The sequence below is a fragment of the Pseudomonas sp. KB_15 genome, assembly GCF_052114525.1.
Lineage (GTDB): Bacteria > Pseudomonadota > Gammaproteobacteria > Pseudomonadales > Pseudomonadaceae > Aquipseudomonas.
On record NZ_JBFREX010000061.1, the window covers coordinates 1 to 20,917 of the forward strand.

The 20,917-nt window shown below is 59.7% G+C and carries 20 protein-coding genes; 9 read left to right on the forward strand and 11 right to left on the reverse strand.

Annotated elements, in window-relative coordinates:
- Positions 1-2,951 (forward strand): Ig-like domain-containing protein (locus AB4Z35_RS27675; protein ID WP_442100644.1); only part of this gene is annotated, 2,951 nt, incomplete at its 5' end.
- A gap of 375 nt (positions 2,952-3,326) precedes the next feature.
- On the opposite strand, the gene AB4Z35_RS27680 is transcribed toward AB4Z35_RS27675, so the two are convergent.
- Positions 3,327-3,557 (reverse strand): hypothetical protein, encoded by a 231-nt coding sequence (locus tag AB4Z35_RS27680; RefSeq protein ID WP_032828974.1) that lies wholly within the window; start codon positions 3,555-3,557, stop codon positions 3,327-3,329.
- A gap of 175 nt (positions 3,558-3,732) precedes the next feature.
- Here AB4Z35_RS27680 and AB4Z35_RS27685 point away from each other — a divergent pair, with 175 nt between their 5' ends.
- Complete coding sequence (locus AB4Z35_RS27685) at positions 3,733-5,394, forward strand: SulP family inorganic anion transporter (protein ID WP_442100646.1); 1,662 nt, start codon at positions 3,733-3,735, stop codon at positions 5,392-5,394.
- Positions 5,395-5,415: 21 nt separating this feature from the next.
- On the opposite strand, the gene AB4Z35_RS27690 is transcribed toward AB4Z35_RS27685, so the two are convergent.
- Both AB4Z35_RS27690 and AB4Z35_RS27695 read right to left on the reverse strand, forming a co-directional pair.
- A complete protein-coding gene (locus tag AB4Z35_RS27690; RefSeq protein WP_007988436.1) occupies positions 5,416-5,604 on the reverse strand; it encodes a ribbon-helix-helix protein, CopG family in 189 nt (62 codons plus the stop codon).
- Between the two features lie 384 nt (positions 5,605-5,988).
- Positions 5,989-6,339, reverse strand: a complete 351-nt coding sequence (locus AB4Z35_RS27695; protein ID WP_007999860.1) for a BON domain-containing protein — start codon at positions 6,337-6,339, stop codon at positions 5,989-5,991.
- Positions 6,340-6,668: 329 nt separating this feature from the next.
- Here AB4Z35_RS27695 and AB4Z35_RS27700 point away from each other — a divergent pair, with 329 nt between their 5' ends.
- Both AB4Z35_RS27700 and AB4Z35_RS27705 read left to right on the forward strand, forming a co-directional pair.
- Positions 6,669-7,238: a DJ-1/PfpI family protein gene (locus AB4Z35_RS27700; protein ID WP_442100649.1), complete on the forward strand. Its 570-nt coding sequence runs from the start codon at positions 6,669-6,671 to the stop codon at positions 7,236-7,238.
- Between the two features lie 172 nt (positions 7,239-7,410).
- A complete protein-coding gene (locus AB4Z35_RS27705) occupies positions 7,411-7,788 on the forward strand; it encodes a c-type cytochrome (protein WP_442100651.1) in 378 nt (125 codons plus the stop codon).
- Between the two features lie 189 nt (positions 7,789-7,977).
- Here AB4Z35_RS27705 and AB4Z35_RS27710 read toward each other — a convergent pair whose 3' ends face one another.
- The 8 genes from AB4Z35_RS27710 to AB4Z35_RS27745 form a co-directional block, all read right to left on the reverse strand.
- A complete protein-coding gene (locus tag AB4Z35_RS27710) occupies positions 7,978-8,625 on the reverse strand; it encodes a hypothetical protein (RefSeq protein ID WP_442100653.1) in 648 nt (215 codons plus the stop codon).
- 100 nt (positions 8,626-8,725) lie between these two features.
- Entirely contained in the window at positions 8,726-9,205 is a 480-nt protein-coding gene (locus tag AB4Z35_RS27715) for a hypothetical protein (protein ID WP_442100654.1), read from the reverse strand.
- A gap of 260 nt (positions 9,206-9,465) precedes the next feature.
- Entirely contained in the window at positions 9,466-10,233 is a 768-nt protein-coding gene (gene phnE, locus AB4Z35_RS27720) for a phosphonate ABC transporter, permease protein PhnE (protein WP_442100656.1), read from the reverse strand.
- Positions 10,230-11,057 carry a PhnE/PtxC family ABC transporter permease gene (locus AB4Z35_RS27725; RefSeq protein ID WP_442100658.1) on the reverse strand — a complete coding sequence of 276 codons (828 nt, stop codon included), beginning with the start codon at positions 11,055-11,057 and terminating at the stop codon, positions 10,230-10,232. The genes phnE and AB4Z35_RS27725 overlap by 4 nt, the downstream gene beginning before the upstream one ends.
- Positions 11,051-11,848: a phosphonate ABC transporter ATP-binding protein gene (locus AB4Z35_RS27730; protein WP_007999871.1), complete on the reverse strand. Its 798-nt coding sequence runs from the start codon at positions 11,846-11,848 to the stop codon at positions 11,051-11,053. Before AB4Z35_RS27730 ends, AB4Z35_RS27725 begins: the two co-directional genes overlap by 7 nt.
- The gene (locus AB4Z35_RS27735; protein WP_442100659.1) at positions 11,845-12,696 is read right to left on the reverse strand and encodes a putative selenate ABC transporter substrate-binding protein; all 852 of its coding nucleotides are present in this window, start codon (positions 12,694-12,696) and stop codon (positions 11,845-11,847) included. Before AB4Z35_RS27735 ends, AB4Z35_RS27730 begins: the two co-directional genes overlap by 4 nt.
- Before the next feature lie 276 nt (positions 12,697-12,972).
- On the reverse strand, positions 12,973-14,151 hold the full coding sequence (locus AB4Z35_RS27740; protein WP_442100660.1) for a trans-sulfuration enzyme family protein: 1,179 nt from the start codon (positions 14,149-14,151) through the stop codon (positions 12,973-12,975).
- Complete coding sequence (locus tag AB4Z35_RS27745; RefSeq protein WP_442100662.1) at positions 14,148-15,524, reverse strand: pyridoxal-phosphate dependent enzyme; 1,377 nt, start codon at positions 15,522-15,524, stop codon at positions 14,148-14,150. The genes AB4Z35_RS27740 and AB4Z35_RS27745 overlap by 4 nt, the downstream gene beginning before the upstream one ends.
- Before the next feature lie 274 nt (positions 15,525-15,798).
- Here AB4Z35_RS27745 and AB4Z35_RS27750 point away from each other — a divergent pair, with 274 nt between their 5' ends.
- Genes AB4Z35_RS27750 through AB4Z35_RS27770 form a run of 5 tightly spaced genes read left to right on the forward strand, consistent with a single transcriptional unit; the run spans position 15,799 to position 20,493 of the window.
- Positions 15,799-17,160, forward strand: coding sequence for a flavin-containing monooxygenase (locus tag AB4Z35_RS27750; protein WP_442100663.1), 1,362 nt, complete (start codon positions 15,799-15,801; stop codon positions 17,158-17,160).
- Entirely contained in the window at positions 17,160-17,570 is a 411-nt protein-coding gene (locus AB4Z35_RS27755) for a RidA family protein (protein ID WP_003201555.1), read from the forward strand. The genes AB4Z35_RS27750 and AB4Z35_RS27755 overlap by 1 nt, the downstream gene beginning before the upstream one ends.
- 10 nt (positions 17,571-17,580) lie before the next feature.
- Positions 17,581-18,255, forward strand: a complete 675-nt coding sequence (locus tag AB4Z35_RS27760) for a DUF1028 domain-containing protein (RefSeq protein WP_007998725.1) — start codon at positions 17,581-17,583, stop codon at positions 18,253-18,255.
- Positions 18,248-19,417, forward strand: a complete 1,170-nt coding sequence (argE, locus tag AB4Z35_RS27765) for an acetylornithine deacetylase (RefSeq protein ID WP_442100664.1) — start codon at positions 18,248-18,250, stop codon at positions 19,415-19,417. Before AB4Z35_RS27760 ends, argE begins: the two co-directional genes overlap by 8 nt.
- 35 nt (positions 19,418-19,452) lie before the next feature.
- The gene (locus AB4Z35_RS27770; protein ID WP_116264687.1) at positions 19,453-20,493 is read left to right on the forward strand and encodes an ABC transporter substrate-binding protein; all 1,041 of its coding nucleotides are present in this window, start codon (positions 19,453-19,455) and stop codon (positions 20,491-20,493) included.
- Positions 20,494-20,917 lie beyond the last annotated feature (424 nt).

Sequence of the window (20,917 nt, forward strand, 5' to 3'; positions counted from 1 at the left end):
TTCCGACCGTCGGCCCGGCTCCCGTGCAGGACCCGAACAGCATCGCCCGCAGCGGCCCTTCGGCCGCGGCGCTCGAAGCCTTCATGCGCCAGCCGGGGCTGTACCCGTTTCCGTCGCAGTATTCCAATGCGCTAGACCGCAACCCGTGGAAAGCGCAGATCGAAGCCTTCCTCAACCGCCATCCGGTCGGCTCGCCGGCCGAAGGTCGTCCGCCAGGAAAAGGCTGGTCGCACCAGCGCTGGAACGAGTTCTACCCACAGGTCGCCTTCAAGACCGCTCAAGCGGGTGCCAAGCTCAACGGCGGCATGCGCGACCGCCGGCAGTTGCACAACTATGCCGTCGGTGAGTTCGGGCCTGGCGGGCTCYACAACCAGACCTCGGACGCCCCGGTCATAATGGGCACCACCAAAGGCATCGACACCCGTTTTCACCCCAACATGCCGATTCAGAACCACAAGGCACTCTGGACCTTCGACGGCACCTTTCCGGCAAAACTGTTGATGGTGCGGTACGGCCAACCGGTGCTGATGCGCCACTACAACGCCCTGCCGATCGATCCGTCGGCCAACATGGGCTTCGGCCTGCACACCCTCAGCACCCACGAACACAATGGCCACTCCCCGGCCGAAAGCGACGGCTTTGCCAATGCGTTTTTCTTTCCGGGGCAGTACTACGACTATCGCTGGCCGATACAACTGGCCGGTTACGACACCATCAACACCAGCGCTCAGGATCCGCGCGCGGCGTTCCCCTGCGCCCCGGGCGAAACCCTGTATGTCAATGATGCCACTCCGGGCCTCAAAACCTGCAACAACGGCAGCATCAAGATCCGTGGCGATTGGCGCGAAACCATGAGCACCCACTGGTTCCATGACCACATGCTCGATTTCACCGCGCAGAACGTCTACAAGGGCAACGCGACGATGATGAACTACTACAGCGCCCTGGATCGTGGTAACGAAGCGTTTGTAGACGGCGTTAACCTGCGCCTGCCCAGCGGTTCGGCGTTGCCCTGGGGCAACCGCGACTATGACGTCAACCTGCTGGTGGCCGACAAGGCCTGGGATCAGAACGGCCAACTGTGGTTCAACCCGTTCAACACCGATGGCTTTCTCGGCGATCAGATCCTGGTCAACTGGCAGTACCAGCCGCGCCTGAATGTGCGGGCGCGCAGCTATCGTTTCCGCATTCTCAACGGCTCGGTGTCGCGCTTCTTCAGGATCGCGCTGGTGCGTGAAGTCGTCGGCACCGGCGGCGAATTCCCTGGCCCGGCAGGTTCCGGCCTGTCCTATACCCGCGTGCCGTTCCACATGATCGCCAACGACGGCAACCTCATGGAGCACGCCGTGCCATTCGACGGCAGCATGGACCTGGACGGTGACGGCGACGTCCAGGATCACAACGCCATCCTGCCCACCCAGGGCATTGCCGAGCGTTTCGACATCATCGTCAACTTCTCAAAATACGGGATCAAGACCGGCGACAAGCTGTACTTCGTCAACCTGATGGAGCACCAGAACGGCAAGGGTCCAGAGCCTGTACCGCTGAGCCTGGCCGATGTCCTGTCCGGCAAGTACAAAGCGGTGCTCAAGTCGGGCAGCAAAGGGCTGGAGTGGGACGCCGGCGACCCGGTGGTGGGCAAGTTCATGCAGATGGTGGTCCAGCCTTATGCCGGCCAGGACGTGAGCATGAACCCCGCCGACTTCGAACCCGCCAAACCGGGCAAGGCAGCGGGTCAAACCATGATCCCGCTGACTATCAACCGCGACGATCCGACAATGCAGGCCAAACTGAAGGCGGCGCGGCATCGCGAGTTCATCTTCGGCCGCTCCGACGGCACCGACGAACAACCCTGGACCATCAAGACCGACGGCGGTTTCGGCTTCCAGATGGACCCTCGAATCATCAGCGCCGCTCCGCAACTGGCCAACGGTCCGACCCCTGCCGGGTTCTCCGGCGACGGCACCCTGGAAGTGTGGAAAATCAGGAACGGCGGCAACGGCTGGAGCCACCCGGTGCACGTGCATTTCGAAGAAGGTATCGTCCTCAATCGTGATGGCAAGGCGCCGCCGGAATGGGAAAAATGGGCACGCAAGGACGTCTATCTCATCGGCGAAGGCATCGACAGTTCGGTGGACGTGGATATTGCGATCCGCTTCCGTGAATTTGCCGGGACCTACATGGAGCATTGCCACAACACCCAGCACGAGGACACGTCCATGCTGCTGCGTTGGGATGTCGAGCACCCTGGTCAGTTCCAGTTGATGCCAACGCCCCTGCCCGGCTGGGACGGCGTCACCTACGTCAATTCCGCTGCGCTGCCGACTTTCCGCACTGGCGATAAACGTGTCGAGGACGGCGATAACCAAAAACCGATCGCCAACCCCGACAGCGCCGTCAGCAACACTGGCCAACCACTGACCATCAACGTCCTGGCCAACGACACCGACCCTGACGGTAACGTGCCACTAAAAGTGGTGGGGCTGGCGCAACCGGACTCCGGCAAGGGCACGGTCAGCACCGATGGTCTGCGCGTGATCTACACACCACCGGCCACGGTCGCCGCGCCGTTCACCGCGACCTTTACCTATCAGGCCAGCGATGCCAAGGGCGCAGAGTCGGCACCGGCGACGGTGTCCGTGGCGGTCTCGGCAGCGGTCAACGAGAGCCTGATCGTCACCAGCGCTACCGTCACCGCCCGCAGCAACAGCCGCTACTACTGGGTCCTGTCCGGTACCACCTCGCGTGGCACGGGCAATACCATCACGGCGACTGCCACGACCACAACCGGTACGGTGAACCTTGGCACCGCCACCCTGACGCTTACGCCGACAGGCGCGCGCTGGAATATAGCGGTGACGACCGTCGGCAGTGGCCCGTCGCCTAGCCCGACGGCGACCATCAAATCGGCCTTCGGCAAAACCGTGACGGTGCCGATAAAGGCGAACTGAGTACAACCAGGCTTTAGTGATGAGGGCCTCCTTGAGGCCCTCTTGCTACAAAAAATTGACAACTTACCTGGTTGTCAAACCTCCAGAAGACCGGCATATCAAGCCGTAGCTCGGAGTTAGAGTTTCCATCGTCGGCGGACAAATGACCGTCATGGGTCCAGGCTGTGTGAAAACGCATGCGCTGTTTCGAAGTGTGCGTTGCTACGTGAAATCTGCCAGCGTTTGGTTAACCAGCCAGACTGGAAATTTGCGTAGGAACGCGCTTTTCGTTCCAGTCCTGACTGTCAAACCTGCTCCAAAACGTTTTCACACAGCCTGGACCCATAGCTGCCTGTCATTTGTGTATACAAAATTGGGGGCAATTCAATCCAAGGGTTAAAAGTGGATTTCAGCGGTCTTGAGGCCCAGGTCTCGAAGCTCGGCTATCAAGTCATCCAGATGCCCGAAAGACTCGACCTCCTCGTTGTCATCAACCAAGAAATAACTTCTCCCGGCGTCCTTCTTGAAGAACACAATCCACTCCTTGGGGTTGGTCGGGTTTGCGATCACATGGGTGTCAAAGGTCACGCCTTCGGCATGTTTGCTTTTCACAGCTTTACGATTCATGTCAGTCACCACGCTACGCGCGCTCTCAAAATTCTCTATTTGCAGTGCATGCCCGCCCAGCTCCATCTGAGCTTTCAATATAAACATCTCCAGCCGCACGAAGCGGTGGATCAAGGGCATTTCAATTATCACTGTATGTTAATATTATGCACATGCATCCACTGAGGAGCTAGCCATGATTGCGATAGGTGAGGCATGGAAGGCGGGGTTGTTGGGGCGAGGACACTGGCTTCGCAATATGGTGTCTGGCGTGATCGTCGGGGTCGTGGCGCTCCCCCTGGCAATGGCGTTTGCCGTTGCGTCTGGCGTCAAACCTGAGCAAGGCATCTACACCGCAATCATCGGTGGTTTGCTGGTTTCACTCTTTGGGGGAAGCCGCTTGCAGATTGCCGGGCCGACAGGTGCGTTCATCGTGATTCTGGCGGGAGTCACGGCCAAGCATGGAGTTGACGGTTTGCAAATCGCCACGATGATGGCGGGGGGCATATTGTTATTGCTGGGAATTGCCCGGCTCGGTGCAATCATCAAGTTTATCCCCGACCCGGTGATTGTCGGATTCACCGCGGGCATCGGCGTGATCATCTGGGTCGGGCAGTGGAAAGACTTTTTCGGTTTACCGAAGATTAGTGGAGAGCATTTCCATGAAAAGCTGTGGCAGCTGCTCCAGGCGCTCCCGGATCTTCATATAGCCACAACCCTGCTGGCGGTACTTAGCCTTTTCCTGGTCATCACCGCTTCCAAAATTCCCGGACTCAAACGTGTACCTGGCCCGCTAATCGCAATGTTGGTAGCTACAGCGATACAGTCAACCTTTCATTTCGAGGGGGTAGCCACAATTGGCAGCGCATTTGGTGGCATACCTCAAGGCCTTCCAGTGTTGAGCCTGCCTGAAGTCACGCTGTCTCGCGTCATCGATTTGATTGGTCCGGCATTCACTATCGCCATGCTTGGAGCAATCGAATCGCTGTTGTCCGCAATGGTGGCCGATGGCATGGCGGGCACCAAGCACGATTCCAATCAGGAACTGATCGGTCAGGGAGTGGCTAACCTGGTCACGCCATTGTTTGGCGGCTTCGCAGCTACCGGAGCCATTGCCCGTACTGCAACCAATATCCGTAACGGCGGCACGAGCCCACTGGCCGGCGTTATGCACGCGGTCACCTTGGTGCTTATTATTCTGTTTCTGGCACCTCTAGCATCAAACATCCCGCTGTGCGCCCTGGCCGCCATTCTCTTCGTGGTCGCGTACAACATGAGCGAGTTGAAGCACTTCAAACGCATGGTCCAGCGAGCCCCACGCGCAGACGTATCTATCCTGCTCATCACCTTCAGCCTCACAGTGTTCAGTGACTTGGTGATCGCCGTGAATATCGGCGTCATTCTTGCGATGCTGCAATTTATGCGCCGCATGGCCTCATCTGTGGAGGTGCAACAGGTAGTCGAGCACGAGCTTGAAGAAGAGCTGAGGGCCAATGGGCATACTCGCCTGCCGCCAGGCACATTGATTTATACGATTGAAGGGCCATTGTTCTTTGGTGCGGCTGAGACTTTCGAGCGCGTCTTGGCTCAGACCCATACCGACCCACGCCTGCTGATTATTCGCTTGAAGCGCGTACCGTTTATGGATATCACTGGCCTGCAGGTGCTGGAGGAGGTCATTCAGCAACTGCACAAGCGGAATATCGTCGTGAAACTCTGCGAAGCGAACACGAAGGTGCTCTACAAGCTCGATAGGGTAGGTATCTTGCAAGAAATCGGCACGGAGCATTACCACGCCGACTTCAACACCGCGCTGGCTAAAGCTGTCAGTCTCGCAGAGGGTTCGTCGACCCTCTAGAGGCTAACTGCCTGTGTTGGGTTATGACTTGGTGCTGGTGGCATGCTTACTCTTGGTCGAATAGCTCGCACCGTGGGTGTCCAGGTAGTCACGAATCAGTTGACGAACAACCTGCGAAGGCGTCAGGTCTTGTGCTGCACAGAGTTCCTCGAAAGCTTTTTTCTTGACGGGATCAATGAGCACAGTGAGGCGCGCAGTCTTGCTTTCCATGGGGTATTCAATCGCTCAAGTCGCTAGATGTTAATCAAATTGTAATTGCCTTGTCCGGTGCTGTCACTGTGCTGCTCGCTACCTGGACTTTACTCATAAGAAAAGATTTGGCTCTCACGGTGGGCGATGAGTCGGATCCGCTTCGACTCAGCGTGGACAATCCCCATCCGCGAGGAAGGGGGCAAATTTAGTCTAAGCTAGCCGACTGCCTGCAACGGGCAAACTGTGGTCAGTCACGAGCGTCCGGTTGAATCCACTGCCAAAAGCAGCCAGTCGGAAATGTCCACGAAACCATGGACTATTCACTCTGGGGCACATAGGCATTCAGCTTCCCTGCGCCCTCGGTTTCCGACTGGGAGCGCGGCGCCTACAAAGTTGCCATTATCATTTGTCGTCCATCTTTGTTGACGATTGTGGCCGGCGCTCAGTGCTCTCTTCGGCGTTGGGTGCTTCTGGAAAACTCCCTGGCGTGAACACATGGGTCTGCAAGTCGCTGGCATCGACTTCGGTGACACCATGAACCGAACGGGCCAGACCAATGGCCTGTTCACACTGTCTATGAGTGTTGACGCGACCGCTTAACCCCACTGTGCCCGCATGGGTTTTGACATTGATATGCAGGCTAAGGGTCGGATCGGAAAATGCCAGGGTCGACTTCACCTTGGCGGTAATCCATGCATCGTGAACGGCCATTTCCAGACCATGAGAGTAATGCTGGAAGGAGTGAATTTTCATGGCTGAACCCTCTCTCGCGTAATCAGACGTACTGTCCATCCCATTTGCTGTGCTGCCCTCTGCCTGGCAGGTGAACGCTATGGATACCTGATTCGTTTTGGAGCGCTCGCCACGCAAACATTGGCAGAAATTAATTATAGTACGGCCGTTGCCTGCGGTCAGAGCGCTGTCCCCGTGAACGTCCGCCTTGGTCGCTCTGTGCCAGGCGCAACACCTACAGAGCACTCCAGACAGTCCTTGTTGCGATCAGCCCTGATCAACCCGAAGCAGCCCTTGATGTCTGTTTGTTGTCACCATATGTTATTGGTATTCAAGGAGGATTCTGACTGATGGCACGTGTGGGTTTGATACTGACACCCGGTTTTGCGGACTGGGAATATGCTTTCATTGCTGGAACTGCGTCCCCGTTTTACGGGATCGATGTCAGATTTTTCGCTTCTGCTACGGGGCAGTTCCGCTCGCAGGGCGGATTGGCTGTAACTGTCGATAGCAGTTTGCAGCAATGCCTGGACTGGAAACCGGACGTTGTTGTCGTCATTGGAGGAATGGTCTGGGAACGTGCAGAAGCACCGGATATTCGAGACTTTCTGCATGCCAGTCGCTCAAGTGGGGCGATTATTGCCGGTATCTGTGGGGGAACGCTGGCACTTGCGAGGGCCGGGCTTCTCGACTCGGTTCCTCATACCTCGAACAGCGCTGACTTCTTACAACAGAATGCCGTAGGTTATGAAGGGCACACGTTTTATCGAAGCAGTCCAGTAGCGGTGGTTGCGGACCGCATTGTAACTGCTCCAGGCCCTGCGCCCGTTAGCTTCACCTGCGCAGTGTTCGAAGGTGCCGGGCTATCTTCAGAGATCATTTCTCAGTTCAGGTCAATGTTGGCAGCGGAACATGGGTGACCGCTTCGTCCTGCAAAACAGCCGGTCAGGTGATGTGTTCGAGTGGCCGCTCATGGCTGTGGATTCAATGGGCATCAGAAATGACCGTGTGTGCCGACACGATGGCTGATATCTTTCCCGCGCACCAAATCGCGTCCAATCGACGCTGATCCCATCAAGGATGATAAAAACAATGAAAATATTATTCATTGCTTCGCTAGGCGTTTTATCGCTAATTCAAACATCACTATCCTTCGCGGATAATGTTAATGGAAAAAACCTCTATTTACAGCGATGCGCCATGTGCCACGGAATAGATCTCAAGGCAACAGGACCATTGGCTAATAAAAGCAATCCTCCTGCACCTGATCTGACAACATCCGCTTTCAAGAAACGATTAAATGATTATCCGGGCGTAATTGTATCATCGATAATACTTCGCCCAAATGGAGACTTGATTCCAAAAACTTTGCGAGAGAATGGTGTAAAGCTGGCGCCGTACTCATGGAGGATTAAGGATCTTCGCGATTTAAATCAATACATGGGTAGTGTGATTTCAAAAAATCGATGATGTTTGAGATGAGAGGCAGGCACAGAAATCTAAAAGCCGTTTCAGGTTTGAGTGCTTGTGGGGCAATGCCGGTGAGCCTGTCGACCTCTCGCGGGCACATCGCTAATTAACAATCTCGGATTGATACAAGCTCGGGCGGCTCTTCGCATCCAGCAGCAGTCGGCTGCGGTTGTAACAGGCAAATAACGGTCAGAAGGAGACGGCCTTGAAGCCATCGACTGTAACAGGTCCATGAGTCTCAAAATCAGAATAACAAACTTCCTGGCTATTCATTTTTTCTCCCCCACGGAAAAAAACTCTTGCGAAGTTAGCCAAACACCAATAAATCAGCGCAAACCCATACCCCAATAACATAGAGCCTGCAGTGGAATAGAACACTTGAATAAATTCTGACTCATAGAAACACTTCCTCGTACAATTCGGCTCTGCCGGAAGCGTAACATTCAAGAAAAATAGTCCAATGCAAATCATCACCAACCCCGGTAATGCTTTCAGATGACGCCTCCACCCGGTAAGCGAACGAACATACATTTCCCGATAGKGCTTCCATCGTGCGACGAGAAAAGCGTAATAAAAACTGAACAACCAAGCCAGTAAAAATATTAACTGTGTAACCTCAGGAAATGACGACTTTCCGGCCCAGACGTTTATCGATGAAATATTGGCTTCGGCGATCCCGGCAAGCTCCGTCACCCATTGAATCCCCATAACGTCTTTACTAGACCCACCAAAAATAATTACAGACGTAAAAAATAATGGAAGCCACACTATCCACCTTCGAAAAAAAGCATCACGAGCAATTACCTGCACAAGATCTGATGTTGATGGATTACGCATACGCTCTCCTTGACACCGTCTGATTGTCGCTCTCTCATACCTTCGCCAAGATGTTTTTCCAACGGATTTGTCCTGCCTCGGTGGACCCCTGTTTTACAGTCTATTTCGGGATGTATTTGGACAGGGTTGCCTTAAGCGCCTCGGTGACAAGGGCAATCAAAATTGGCTCCGAACTCGACTGCATATCTCTACCAATTTCGAATTGCTGTTCTTTCACTTTTCCCGCGTATTTTGATGCGCGGCCTTCAGATACGAGTGATGACAACTCTTCTTGAGAGAAGGACTTCTCATAGGCTGCTGCAAGGTTTTCATCCCACTCAGGCTGATACTGCGGCAGCAATGCATTGATTTCACCAGACACGGCATTGCTTGCATCTGCACTTCCCAGTTTTGTGGCGATCATTGCGTAGGTGTTCGTTCTTTTCGCTGCCGAAAGTGCAAGGGTAGAGAGGTGTCTGCCTATCTGTGCCTGGGCAACGAATGTGCGAGCATCCTTATGGGAGGGTGTTTCAGCAGACACTGTATTTGAAAGCGCGACGAGCATTGTGAGCAGGAGAGTGGCAGAAGAAATCCTTTTCATTTTCCTGCTCCTTAGGAGCGAAACAAGTGTTTCGTCAGCGTAGTTTCATCCCGGAGGTTGTGCCACTTAGTGACCACTGCTGCAGCAGGTGGTTTGAGCTCGGCGAGACTTTGAATACCCTGGTTGAGGAAACTTGAATCACGCCAGCTTTTCAGGCACCACGACGGACTGCCTTTGGCCGTTTATTGCCTGGCGCCACCGGCTACAAATGGTTGCTCAGCTCGAATGCAATCAGGTGAGCAAGTCTATGCAATTCCCCATCACGCCTTGACCCAGCGCTGGCGACTCCAGCTGCTCAATCCATCAACGGCGAACACCAGCAGCAACATGGCAAGGATCACCGTGCTGGCCTGGGCTTCCTGGAACAGGCTGAGGCTGACATAGAGCATCTGGCCCAAACCGCCGGCACCGACGAAACCCAGCACGCTGGCCATGCGGATGTTGTTTTCCCAGCGGTACAGGATGTACGCCAACAGCTGCGGAAACAGGTTGGGCAGGGTGCCGTAGCAGAAGGCCCAGACTACGTTGCCGCCCTGCAAGCGGATGGCTTCGGCCGGTTGCGGCGGGGTGTTTTCCAGTGCTTCGGCGAACAGACGGCCGAGTACTCCGGTGGTGTGCATGGCCAGTGCCAGGGTACCGGCGTTCGGGCCGAGGCCGGCGGCCAGCACCATCAACGCGGCCCACACCAGTTCGGGAATGGCGCGCAGGCCATTGAGCACAAGACGCGACGCGCTCTGCAACAGCCAACCGAAGCGCCCGGCCGCCGGCAGCGCCAACAGCAGGCCAAACACCGCCGCGAGCAGGGTGCCGAGGGCTGACATCGCCATGGTTTCCACGGCGCCACGGCCGATGGCTTGCAGGTGGCCGGCGCTCAGGTCCGGGCTGAGAAAGCGCAGCACGTAGGCGCCCATCTGCTTCAGGTTGCTGCTGCCAGCCAGTTCACCGAGGTCGATACCCAGATAACTGAACGAAGCGACGACCGCCGCACCGATGCAAAAGATCAGCAGCAGGTTGATCAGGCGATTCATGCGAACCTCCAGCGCAGCAGGCGGCTGATCTGATCGGCGAACAGCACCAGGACGAAAAAGGTCAGCAACATGCTCGCCACTTCACCGCCGGCGAACATGCGCAGCGACAGGTCGATCTGCTGGCCCAGCCCGCCGGCACCGACGAAGCCCATCACCACGGACGCGCGAATCGCGCATTCCCAGCGATACACGGTGTACGACAGCAACTCCGCCGCGACATTGGGCAGGATGCCGTAGCAGAAGGCCGTCAACCGACCACTGCCGGCCTGTAGCAGTGCATGGGCCGGTCGCTGGTCGACCGACTCGAAGATCTCCGCATAGACCTTGCCCAGCATGCCGCTGTAGGTGATGGCAATGGCCAGCACCCCGGCCGTCGGGCCAAGGCCGACGGCGCGCACGAACAGCAAGGCCCAGACGATTTCCGGCACGCTACGCAGGAAGATCAGCAACCCGCGCACCGGCCAGCGCAACAGTCGACCCGGGACGCTCGGGCGACCGCTGCGCGAAGCGGCCGACAGCGACAGCGCCCGGCTGGCCAGCAGGCTGGCGGGCACGGCCAACAGCAAGGCCAGGGCCATGCCGGCGGTGGCGATGGCCAGCGTTTGCAACGTGGCTTGCCACAGCAGCTGAAGGAACTCTTCGCCATGGGCCGGTGGCCAGAAGGCTGAGACAAACCGGCCCATCTCACTCTGGCTGTCAGCCTTGAGGAGGACACCCAGGTCCAGTTCGCTGAAGTGGATGCCGGGCCACAGCAGGGCAAGCGCCAACAGACCGAGCAGCAGGCGGGGCAGGGTGGCCGGGTCTCGTGTATCGCGCGTCAGCATCGGGGAATCTGCAGGCTCAAGGGCGCCACCGGAGCGGGCGGGGATTGCAGTTGCTCGTTGGCGTAGAGCCTGTCGAGCAAATCGTGGTCGACGTCGCTGGCGGGAAGATCGAACAGGATCTGACCGTCACGTAAACCGATGATGCGTGAAAAGTGCGCCAGGGCCAGTTCCACCGCATGCAGACTGGCAACCAGCGTCACGTTGTGTTCCCGGGCGTGGCGGCAGAGGACTGAAAGGGTGTGGCCGGCCAGTACAGGGTCCATCGCCGACACCGGCTCATCGGCCAGCAGCACTTCGGGCGCCTGGTACAGCACGCGGGCAATGCCCACGCGCTGCAGTTGGCCGCCGGACAACTGTTGGCACTGGGCGAACAGCTTGTCGCCCAGGTCGAGTTTAAGCAGGGCTGCGCGGGCGCCAGGTACATCCACCGGATGCAGCAGGCTCAGCAGGCTTTTGGCAAAGCCCCACTGGCCCAGTTTTCCGGCCAGTACCGCGGTGACCACTCGCTGGCGCGGTGGCAGTGGTGGTGCCTGGTGAACCAGGCCGATGCGCGCCCGCAGCTGCTGACGCCGATGCGCACCCAGCTGCCAGGCGTGCTCGCCGAGTACCTCGACCGCGCCGTTGTCCGGGCGCAGCGCGGTGGCCAGCACGTTGAGCAAGCTCGACTTGCCGGCGCCGGACGGACCGATGATCGCCACCTGCTCACCGGCGCCGATGTGCAGGTCGATCTCATGCAGCGCACGCACGTCATTGCCGTGGGTGAGACTGACCCGGTTCAGATGCAGTGTCATTTCAGCAGGTCGGCAGCGCGCGCGGCTTCCTCGATGCCCTTGTAGTTCTCAGGCTTGGTCTCGATGAAGCGGCTGGCGGCTTGCAGGTCCAGAATCGCTTTTTGCTCCGGGTTGGCCGGGTCGAGCGCGAGGAAGGCCACCTTGATTTTATCGGCAAGGGCCGGGTCGAGGGTGCCGCGCACGGTCCAGTTGTAGTCGAAGTAGGCCGGCGTGGTGGCGAAGACCTTGACCTTGTCGGTGTCGACCTTGCCGGCCGCGACCAGTTTTGCCCAGACGCTGGCATTGAGTACGCCGGCGTCCACTTTGCCTRCCTGAACCCAGGCAACCGTGGCGTCGTGTGCGCCGGAGTAACCGACGCGACTGAAATAGCTTTCCGGCTTGATGCCGTCCTTGAGCATGAAATAACGCGGCATCAAGCTGCCGGAAGTGGAAGACACCGAACCGAAAGCGAAGGACTTGCCCTTGAGGTCGGCCAGCGACTTGACGGCCGGGTCGGCGGTGATGAATTTGCTGGTGAACTGGGCGTCCTGCTCACGCTGTACCAATGGAATGGCATTGCCGGTTTTCAGGCGCGCCTGCACGAAGGTGAAACCGCCCAGCCAGGCCATGTCGATACGGTCAGTGGCCAGCGCCTCGACCACCGCCGGGTAGTCGGACACCGGCACGAACTCGACCTTCATGCCCAGTTGCTTCTCCAGGTATTCGCCCAGTGGCTTGAACTTGCGCAGCAGTTCGGTGGGGGCTTCATCAGGAATGGCGCTGACCTTGAGGGTCTCGGCAGCCTGTGCCAGCAGGGTGGAAAAGGACAGGGTCAGGCCAACGGCCAAGGCCAGGGTACGTTTGAGCATGGAAGTTCTCCGGTTCAATAGCGGAAAAATGTCGATGCGCCCCGCACAAGCTGATTGCTGCACGACGCTTCGTGAGGGTAGACGAAAACGCCGCGATTATAGGGGGTCTTGCGTGCTTGACCAGCCTTGCAACAGGGCTTAAGGCTAAAAAGACCTGTGGGAGCGGGCTTGCTCGCGAAAGCGGTGGATCAGTCGGCAATGACGTTGACTGACACACCGCCTTCGCGAGCAAGCCCGCTCCCACAGGTGTTTGCGGTGTCCCGCAATTCAGGTTGCTTACATCCTTGCCAACGCCTGCGCMAGATCAGCACGCAAGTCTTCCACGTCCTCGACGCCAACCGACAACCGCACCAAACCGTCACCGATGCCCAATTGTGCGCGGGTGGCGGCTGGAATGGTGGCGTGGGTCATGATCGCCGGGTGTTCGATCAGGCTTTCCACGCCGCCCAGGCTCTCGGCCAGGGCGAAGATCTGCACGCTCTCCAGGAAGCGTTTGGTGCCAGCCAGGTCGCTGTTGAGGTCGAGGGAAATCATCCCGCCGAAACCGCGCATTTGCCGTTGGGCCAGTTCGTGTTGCGGGTGTGATGGCAGGCCGGGGTAGTAGACCCTTGAGACTTGTGGCTGACGCTCCAGCCATTGCGCCAGATCCAGCGCGTTGCTGCAATGCCGCTCCATGCGCAGCGCCAGGGTCTTCACCCCGCGCAGGGTGAGGAAGGCGTCGAACGGGCCGGCGATGGCGCCGACCGCGTTTTGCAGGAAACCCAGGCGCTCGGCCAGTTCGGTGTTCTGCCCGACCACGGCGATGCCGCCGATCACGTCGGAATGGCCGTTGAGGTATTTGGTGGTCGAGTGCAGCACGATGTCGAAACCCAGTTCCAGCGGGCGCTGGATCCACGGGCTGGCGAAGGTGTTGTCGGCCACGCAGATGATGCCGCGTGCGCGGCAGGTGCGGGCGATGGCGGCAAGGTCAGCGAGGTTCAGCAGGGGATTGCTCGGTGTCTCGACCATGACCATCCGAGTGTTGTCTTGGAGGGACGCCTCGAACGCCGCCAGGTCCGTCAGGTCGACGTAGCTGAAACGGTGCCCGGCGCTGCGCTGGCGCACCTTGTCGAACAGGCGGAAGGTGCCGCCGTACAAGTCATTGCCCGAGACGATGTGCGAGCCGGCGTCGAGCAGTTCGAGCACCGTGGAAATGGTCGCCAGTCCCGAGGCGAAGGCGAATGCCCGGGTACCGCCTTCGAGGTCGGCCACGCAGCGCTCCAGGGCCCAGCGCGTCGGGTTGTGCGAGCGCCCGTAATCCAGGCCTTTGTGCACACCGGGGCTCTGTTGCAGGTAGGTGGAGTTGGCGTAGATCGGCGGCATCAACGCCCCGGTCGAAGGGTCCGGCGTTTGCCCGGCATGGATCACGCGGGTGGCGAAGCCCCGTGGCGGGGCATTTTCATCGTGCTGACTCATGGCAGGGATCTCCGCAGGTGATTGAGCATGTCGGTTCGGGTAATCAGGCCGTGGAAGCCCGAGGCATCCTGAATGATTGCCACCAGTCCACGGGCCAGCTCTGCTTCCAGTTCCGCCAGTGTGGCCGCGGGTGGCAGGGTTTGCAGTTTGTCGGTCATGGCGCTGGCCACGGTTTTACGGAAGTGTGCAGCGTCTTCATGCACCCCCAGCAGGATGTCGGACTCGTCGATCACGCCGACCAGTTGTTTGCCGTTCACCAGCACCGGCAGTTGCGACACGTCCGCCAGGCGCATGCGCTGGAATGCGGTGAGCAGGGTGTCATCGGGGCCGACGCTGATCACCCGGCCGTCCTCGAAGCGCCGCGCGATCAGGTCGCGCAGGTCGCCGTACTGCTTGCGTTGCAGCAGGCCCTGATCGTTCATCCACTGGTCGTTGTAGACCTTCGACAGGTAACGCGTACCGGTGTCGCAGACGAAGCTCACCACCCGCTTCGGCGCGGTCTGTTCGCGGCAGTAGCGCAACGCCGCTGCCAGCAGGGTGCCGGTGGAGGAACCGCCGAGAATGCCTTCGGCGCGCAGCAACTGGCGGGCGTGGTCGAAGCTTTCTTCGTCGCTGATCGAATAGGCGTGGCGCACGCTGGACAGGTCGGCAATCGACGGAATGAAGTCCTCGCCGATGCCTTCCACCGCCCAGGAACCGGGGGTGGGGAGGGTGCCACCGCGGCTGTATTCGGCCATCACTGAACCGACCGGGTCGGCCAGGACCATTTCCAGGTCCGGCTGCACGCGTTTGAAGAAGCGGGTCAGGCCGGTCAGCGTACCGGCCGAGCCGACCCCGACGACGATGGCGTCCACATCATGCTGGGTCTGCGCCCAGATCTCCGGCGCGGTGCTGCATTCGTGGGCCAGCGGATTGGCGGGGTTGTTGAACTGGTCGGCGAAGAACGCATCGGGAATTTCCGCCGCCAGCCGCGCGGCGACGTCCTGGTAGTACTCGGGATGACCCTTGCCGACATCGGAGCGGGTGATGTGTACCTCGGCACCCATGGCCTTGAGGTGCAGGACCTTCTCGGTGGACATCTTGTCCGGCACCACCAGCACCACCCGGTAACCCTTGGCGCGGCCGACCAGGGCCAGGCCGAGGCCGGTATTGCCGGCAGTGGCTTCGACGATGGTGCCGCCGGGCCTGAGGCGACCATCGCGTTCGGCGGTGTCGATCATCGCCAGACCGATGCGGTCCTTGATCGAACCGCCGGGGTTTTGGGATTCGAGTTTGAGAAACAGCGTGCACGGACCGGTATCGAACCGGCTGACGCGTACCAGCGGGGTATTGCCAATCAGTTCGAGTACGGCAGGACGGGAATTGTCGGGCATGTCATCACTCCTTGCGTGAATCCGCACTGGATGGACAGCAATCCGCGCCGGGTCTTCGCGCCGGTCGCGGGCAATGCATCGCTTGGACCATAGGCCGGGATCGGGTCGACCGCAACCTTGCACGGCCAGCCGGTCACCTCGACGCTTTTTCCTCGCCAGCAACCACAAAAAACATAATTTCGCTATTTCCCGGCTCCGAACAGAATGCGGCCAACACCCTGACACCGATAGCCGTAGCAGAAGAACAACAGTGATCAGAATCGAGGCGGCAGCCATGACCGACCTGAATCAAACCACCTTTCAGAAGTGCACAGCCATGACAGTTGAAAAAACCGAAATTGATACGCTTGTTGTTGGCGCCGGCCAGGCCGGCGTGGCCATGAGTGAACACCTGAGCAAGCTCGGCGTGCCCCACCTCGTCCTGGAGCGCAATCGTGTCGCCGAAGCCTGGCGCACTGGCCGCTGGGATTCGCTGGTGGCCAACGGTCCGGCGTGGCACGACCGTTTCCCGGGGCTGGAATTCGACGGTCTGGACCCGGATGCCTTTGCCGGAAAAGAGCAGGTGGCTGAGTACTTCGAGGCCTACGCCCGCAAGTTCAACGCGCCGATCCGCACTGGCGTTGAAGTCAGGAAAGTGCAGCGCAACACTGATCGTCCGGGCTTCACTGTTGAAACCTCTGATGGCGTGATCGAGGCTCGGCATGTGGTGGTCGCCACCGGTCCGTTCCAGCGCCCGGCAATCCCGCCGATTGCCCCGCAAATCGCCGGCATCACCCAGATTCACTCCGCCCAATACTACAACCCGCAGCAACTGGCCGAAGGCGCGGTGCTGGTGGTGGGCGCCGGTTCCTCGGGCGTGCAGATCGCCGATGAGCTGCAACGTTCCGGCAAGCAGGTCTACCTGTCGGTGGGCGCCCACGACCGTCCGCCGCGTGCCTATCGCAACCGCGATTTCTGCTGGTGGCTGGGGGTGCTCGGCGAGTGGGATGCCGAGGCCATGCAGCCGGGCAAGGAGCATGTGACCATCGCCGTGAGCGGTGCCCGTGGCGGCCACACCGTGGACTTCCGCCGGTTGGCCCATCAGGGCATGACTCTGGTCGGCCTGACCCAATCGTTCAACGGCGCTGTGGTGAGTTTCGAAAACAACCTCGCCGACAATATCCAGCGCGGCGATGAAAACTACCTCGCGCTGCTCGACAAGGCCGACGCCTATATCGAACGCAATGGCCTGGACCTGCCGCTGGAACCCGAAGCCCGGGCCATGCTGACGGACCCGGATTGCGTGACAAATCCAATCCTGGAACTGGATCTGCTCAATGCAGGCGTCACCACGATTATCTGGGCCACCGGTTACTCCACCGATTACAGCTGGCTGAAGGTCGATGCCTTTAAGGAAAACGGCAAACCGCAGCACCAGCGCGGCGTGTCGGCCGAGCCGGGGGTGTATTTCGTCGGTTTGCCTTGGCAGTCCCGTCGTGGCTCCGCGTTTATCTGGGGCGTTTGGCACGACGCCAAGCACATCGCCGATCACATCGTTAAACAGCACACCTATCTCAACTATCGGGATGCGACCCAGCGTCAAGCCGAAGCCGCCCGAGCACCTCTTCAGAAAGCCAGCCTCATGGGAGTTCGTTAATGCCTACTCATACCCGCATCCGCATGTTCAACACCAAAGACACCTACCCGAACCAGACGCTCGACAACGACCTGTGCCAGGCCGTGCGTGCCGGCAACACGGTGTATGTCCGCGGTCAGGTCGGCACCGATTTCAACGGTCAACTGGTGGGGCTCGGTGATCCGCGTGCCCAGGCCGAGCAGGCCATGCGCAACGTCAAGCAACTGCTGGAAGAGGCGGGCAGCGACCTGAGCCACATCGTCAAGACCACCACCTACCTGATCGACCCGCGCTATCGCGAGCCGGTGTACCAGGAAGTCGGCAAGTGGCTCAAGGGGGTGTTCCCGATTTCCACCGGCCTGGTGGTCAGTGCCCTCGGCCAGCCGCAGTGGCTGATGGAAATTGATGTGATCGCTGTCATCCCTGAATAAGGAATTCGCCATGACCTTTTCCATTGTTGGTCGCTGCGCCGAGACCGGCCAGCTGGGCATTGCCATCAGTTCTTCGAGCATTGCCGTCGGCGCGCGCTGCCCCTGGCTGCGTGCCGGGGTCGGCGCGGTGTCGAGCCAGAACATCACGCTGCCGGCCCTTGGCCCGCAGATTCTCGATGAACTGGCCAACGGCTCGGCGCCGCCCCAGGCGCTGGACCGTTCATTGACCCGCAATGGCTACAGCCAATACCGCCAGGTGGCGGTGGTCGATGCTCAGGGCCGCACGGCGGTGTTCAGCGGTAACCATGCGCTGGGCACCCATAATGCGCTGGCCGGCGATCAATGCGTGGCGGCCGGTAACCTGCTGGCCAGCAGCGCGGTGATCGAAGCCATGGTCGCGGCGTTCGAAAACAGCGAAGGCTGCCTTGCCACCCGGCTGATGAACGCCTTGCAGGCCGGGCAGGACGCTGGCGGCGAAGCCGGCGCGGTGCACTCGGCGGCGTTGTCGGTGGTCGGTGACCTGACCTGGCCGATTGTCGACCTGCGGGTGGATTGGGCCGATGAAAACCCGATTGGCGAGCTGGGCAAACTGTGGACGGCCTACGAGCCGCAATTGCAGGACTATCTGACCCGCGCCCTCAATCCGACCCTGGCGCCGAGCTATGGAGTGCCCGGCGATGAGTGAGTTGCGCAGCCGCGCCATGCTCGCGCGATTGATCGGGTTCGCCACGGTCAGCCGCGATTCGAACCTGGAGCTGATCGAGTTCGTGCGTGACTACCTGCACGAACTGGGCGTGGATTGCGAACTGATCTACAACGCCGAGCGGACCAAGGCCAATCTGTTGGCCACGGTCGGCCCGCGTGTGGCCGGCGGCATTGTGCTGTCCGGGCACACCGACGTGGTGCCGGTGGACGGCCAGGCCTGGACGGTCGAACCGTTCCGGCTGAGCGAGGCGGGCGGCAAGCTTTACGGCCGCGGCACGGCGGACATGAAAGGCTATCTGGCCTCGGTGCTGGCCGCTGTGCCGATGTTTCTCGCCAGCCCTTTAAAACGCCCGGTGCACCTGGCGTTTTCCTATGACGAAGAAGTTGGTTGCCTCGGCGTGCGTGGTTTGCTGGAGGTGCTGCCCCAACGCATCCCGGCACCGGCGTTGTGTTTGATCGGCGAGCCGACCGAGCTTAAACCGGTGCTTGGTCACAAGGGCAAACTGGCAATGCGTTGCCACGTACACGGTGCGCCGTGCCATTCGGCTTACGCGCCTTATGGGGTGAACGCCATCGAGCAGGCTGCGCGGCTGATCGGTCGACTGGGTGAGATCGGCACGCGCCTGGCTGAACCGCAGTATCACGACGAGCGCTTCGATCCGGCGTACTCGACGGTGCAGGTGGGTGTGATTTCCGGTGGGACGGCGTTGAACATCCTGCCGGAGAATTGCCGTTTTGATTTCGAAGTGCGCGCCTTGCCGGACTTTGCTCCGGAAGCGGTCGCCAATGAGCTGCAAAATTACGCCGAGCAAACCTTGCTGCCGGCGATGCAGGCGGTGAAAGCCGACACTTCCATTCGTTTTGAAAAGCTTTCGACCTATCCCGGCCTGGCGACGCCCGCCGACAGTGCGGCCGCCCGACTGATTGCCCAGCTGTGCGGCAGCGACGAGTTCAGCACCGTGGCCTTTGGCACCGAAGGCGGGCTGTTCGATCAGGCCGGCATTGCGTCAGTGGTCTGCGGTCCCGGCAGCATGGACCAGGGGCACAAGCCCGATGAATTCGTCAGCGTTGATCAGATGGCGGCCTGTGACCGCTTGATGGATCGCCTGGCGGCTTACTTGAGTGAATCCGAACACCCATAACAACAAAGGGCTGACAAGGCCCGAGGAAGCGATCCATGTCCAGATCCTTGCGTTGCAGTGTTCCGTTTGCCCTGGCGTTGTTGAGTGCCAGTGTGTGGGCGGCCCCCCAGGACCTCACCGTGATTTCCTTCGGTGGTGCTACCAAACAGGCCCAGGATAAAGCCTATTTCCAGCCCTTTAACGCCAGCGGCGCGGGCAACATCATCGCCGGTGAGTACAACGGCGAGCTGTCGAAGATCAAGGCCATGGTCTCCGCCGGTCACACCAGCTGGGACGTGGTGGAAGTCGAAAGCCCCGAGCTGTTGCGCGGCTGCGAGGAGGGCCTGTTCGAGAAGCTCGATGCGGGACGCTTCGGTGATTCGGCGAACTTCGTCCCGGGTGCGCTGACCGAATGCGGGGTGGCCACTTACGTCTGGTCGATGGTCATGGCCTACGACCAGAGCAAGCAGGCCAAGGCGCCGCAATCCTGGGCGGACTTCTGGAACGTGGCCGACTTCCCGGGCAAGCGCGGCCTGCGCAAGAGTGCCAAGTACACCCTGGAAATCGCGTTGCTGGCCGACGGCGTCAAGGCGGACGACGTGTACAAGGTCTTGAACACGCCCCAAGGCGTGACGCGGGCCTTTGCCAAACTCGACCAGATCAAGCCGAACATCCAGTGGTGGGAGGCGGGCGCGCAACCGGCGCAGTGGCTGGTGGCCGGGGACGTGGTGATGAGCGCGGCCTACAACGGCCGGATCGCCTCGGCGCAAAAGGAAGGCATGAAGCTGAGCATCGTCTGGCCGCAGAGCCTGTACGACCCGGAATACTGGGCGGTGGTCAAAGGCACGCCGAACAAGGCGTTGGCGGAAAACTTCATCGCCTTTGCCAGCCAGCCGCAGACGCAAAAAGTGTTCTCGGAAACCATCCCTTACGGGCCGGTGCATCGCCAGACCCTGCCATTGCTGCCCAAGGACGTGCAGGAGCAACTGCCGACCGCCGAAGCCAACCTGGCCGGTGCCCGGGCGGTGGATGCGGAGTTCTGGGTCGACCACGGCGAGGAGCTTGAACAGCGCTTCAATGCCTGGGCTGCGCGCTAACCCAGCAACCGCATAACCCCCTGTAAGAGCGAGCCTGCTCGCGATGAGGCCATCAGATCCAACATCTTCGTTGACTGATGCACCGCCATCGCGAGCAGGCTCGCTCCTACAAAAGTACGGCGTACACAGGACCCTGTGGGAGCGAGCTTGCTCGCGATGAGGSCATCAGATCCAACATCTTTGTTGACTGATGCACCGCCATCGCGAGCAGGCTCACTCCCACAAAAGTACGGCGTACACAGAACCCTGTGGGAGCGAGCCTGCTCGCGATGAGGCCCTCAGMTTCAACATCTTCGTTGACTGATSCACCGCCWTCGCGAGCAAGCCCGCTCCCACAAAAGTACGGCGTACACAGGACCCTGTGGGAGCGAGCYTGCTCGCGATGAGGSCATCAGATCCAACATCTTCGTTGACTGATCCACCG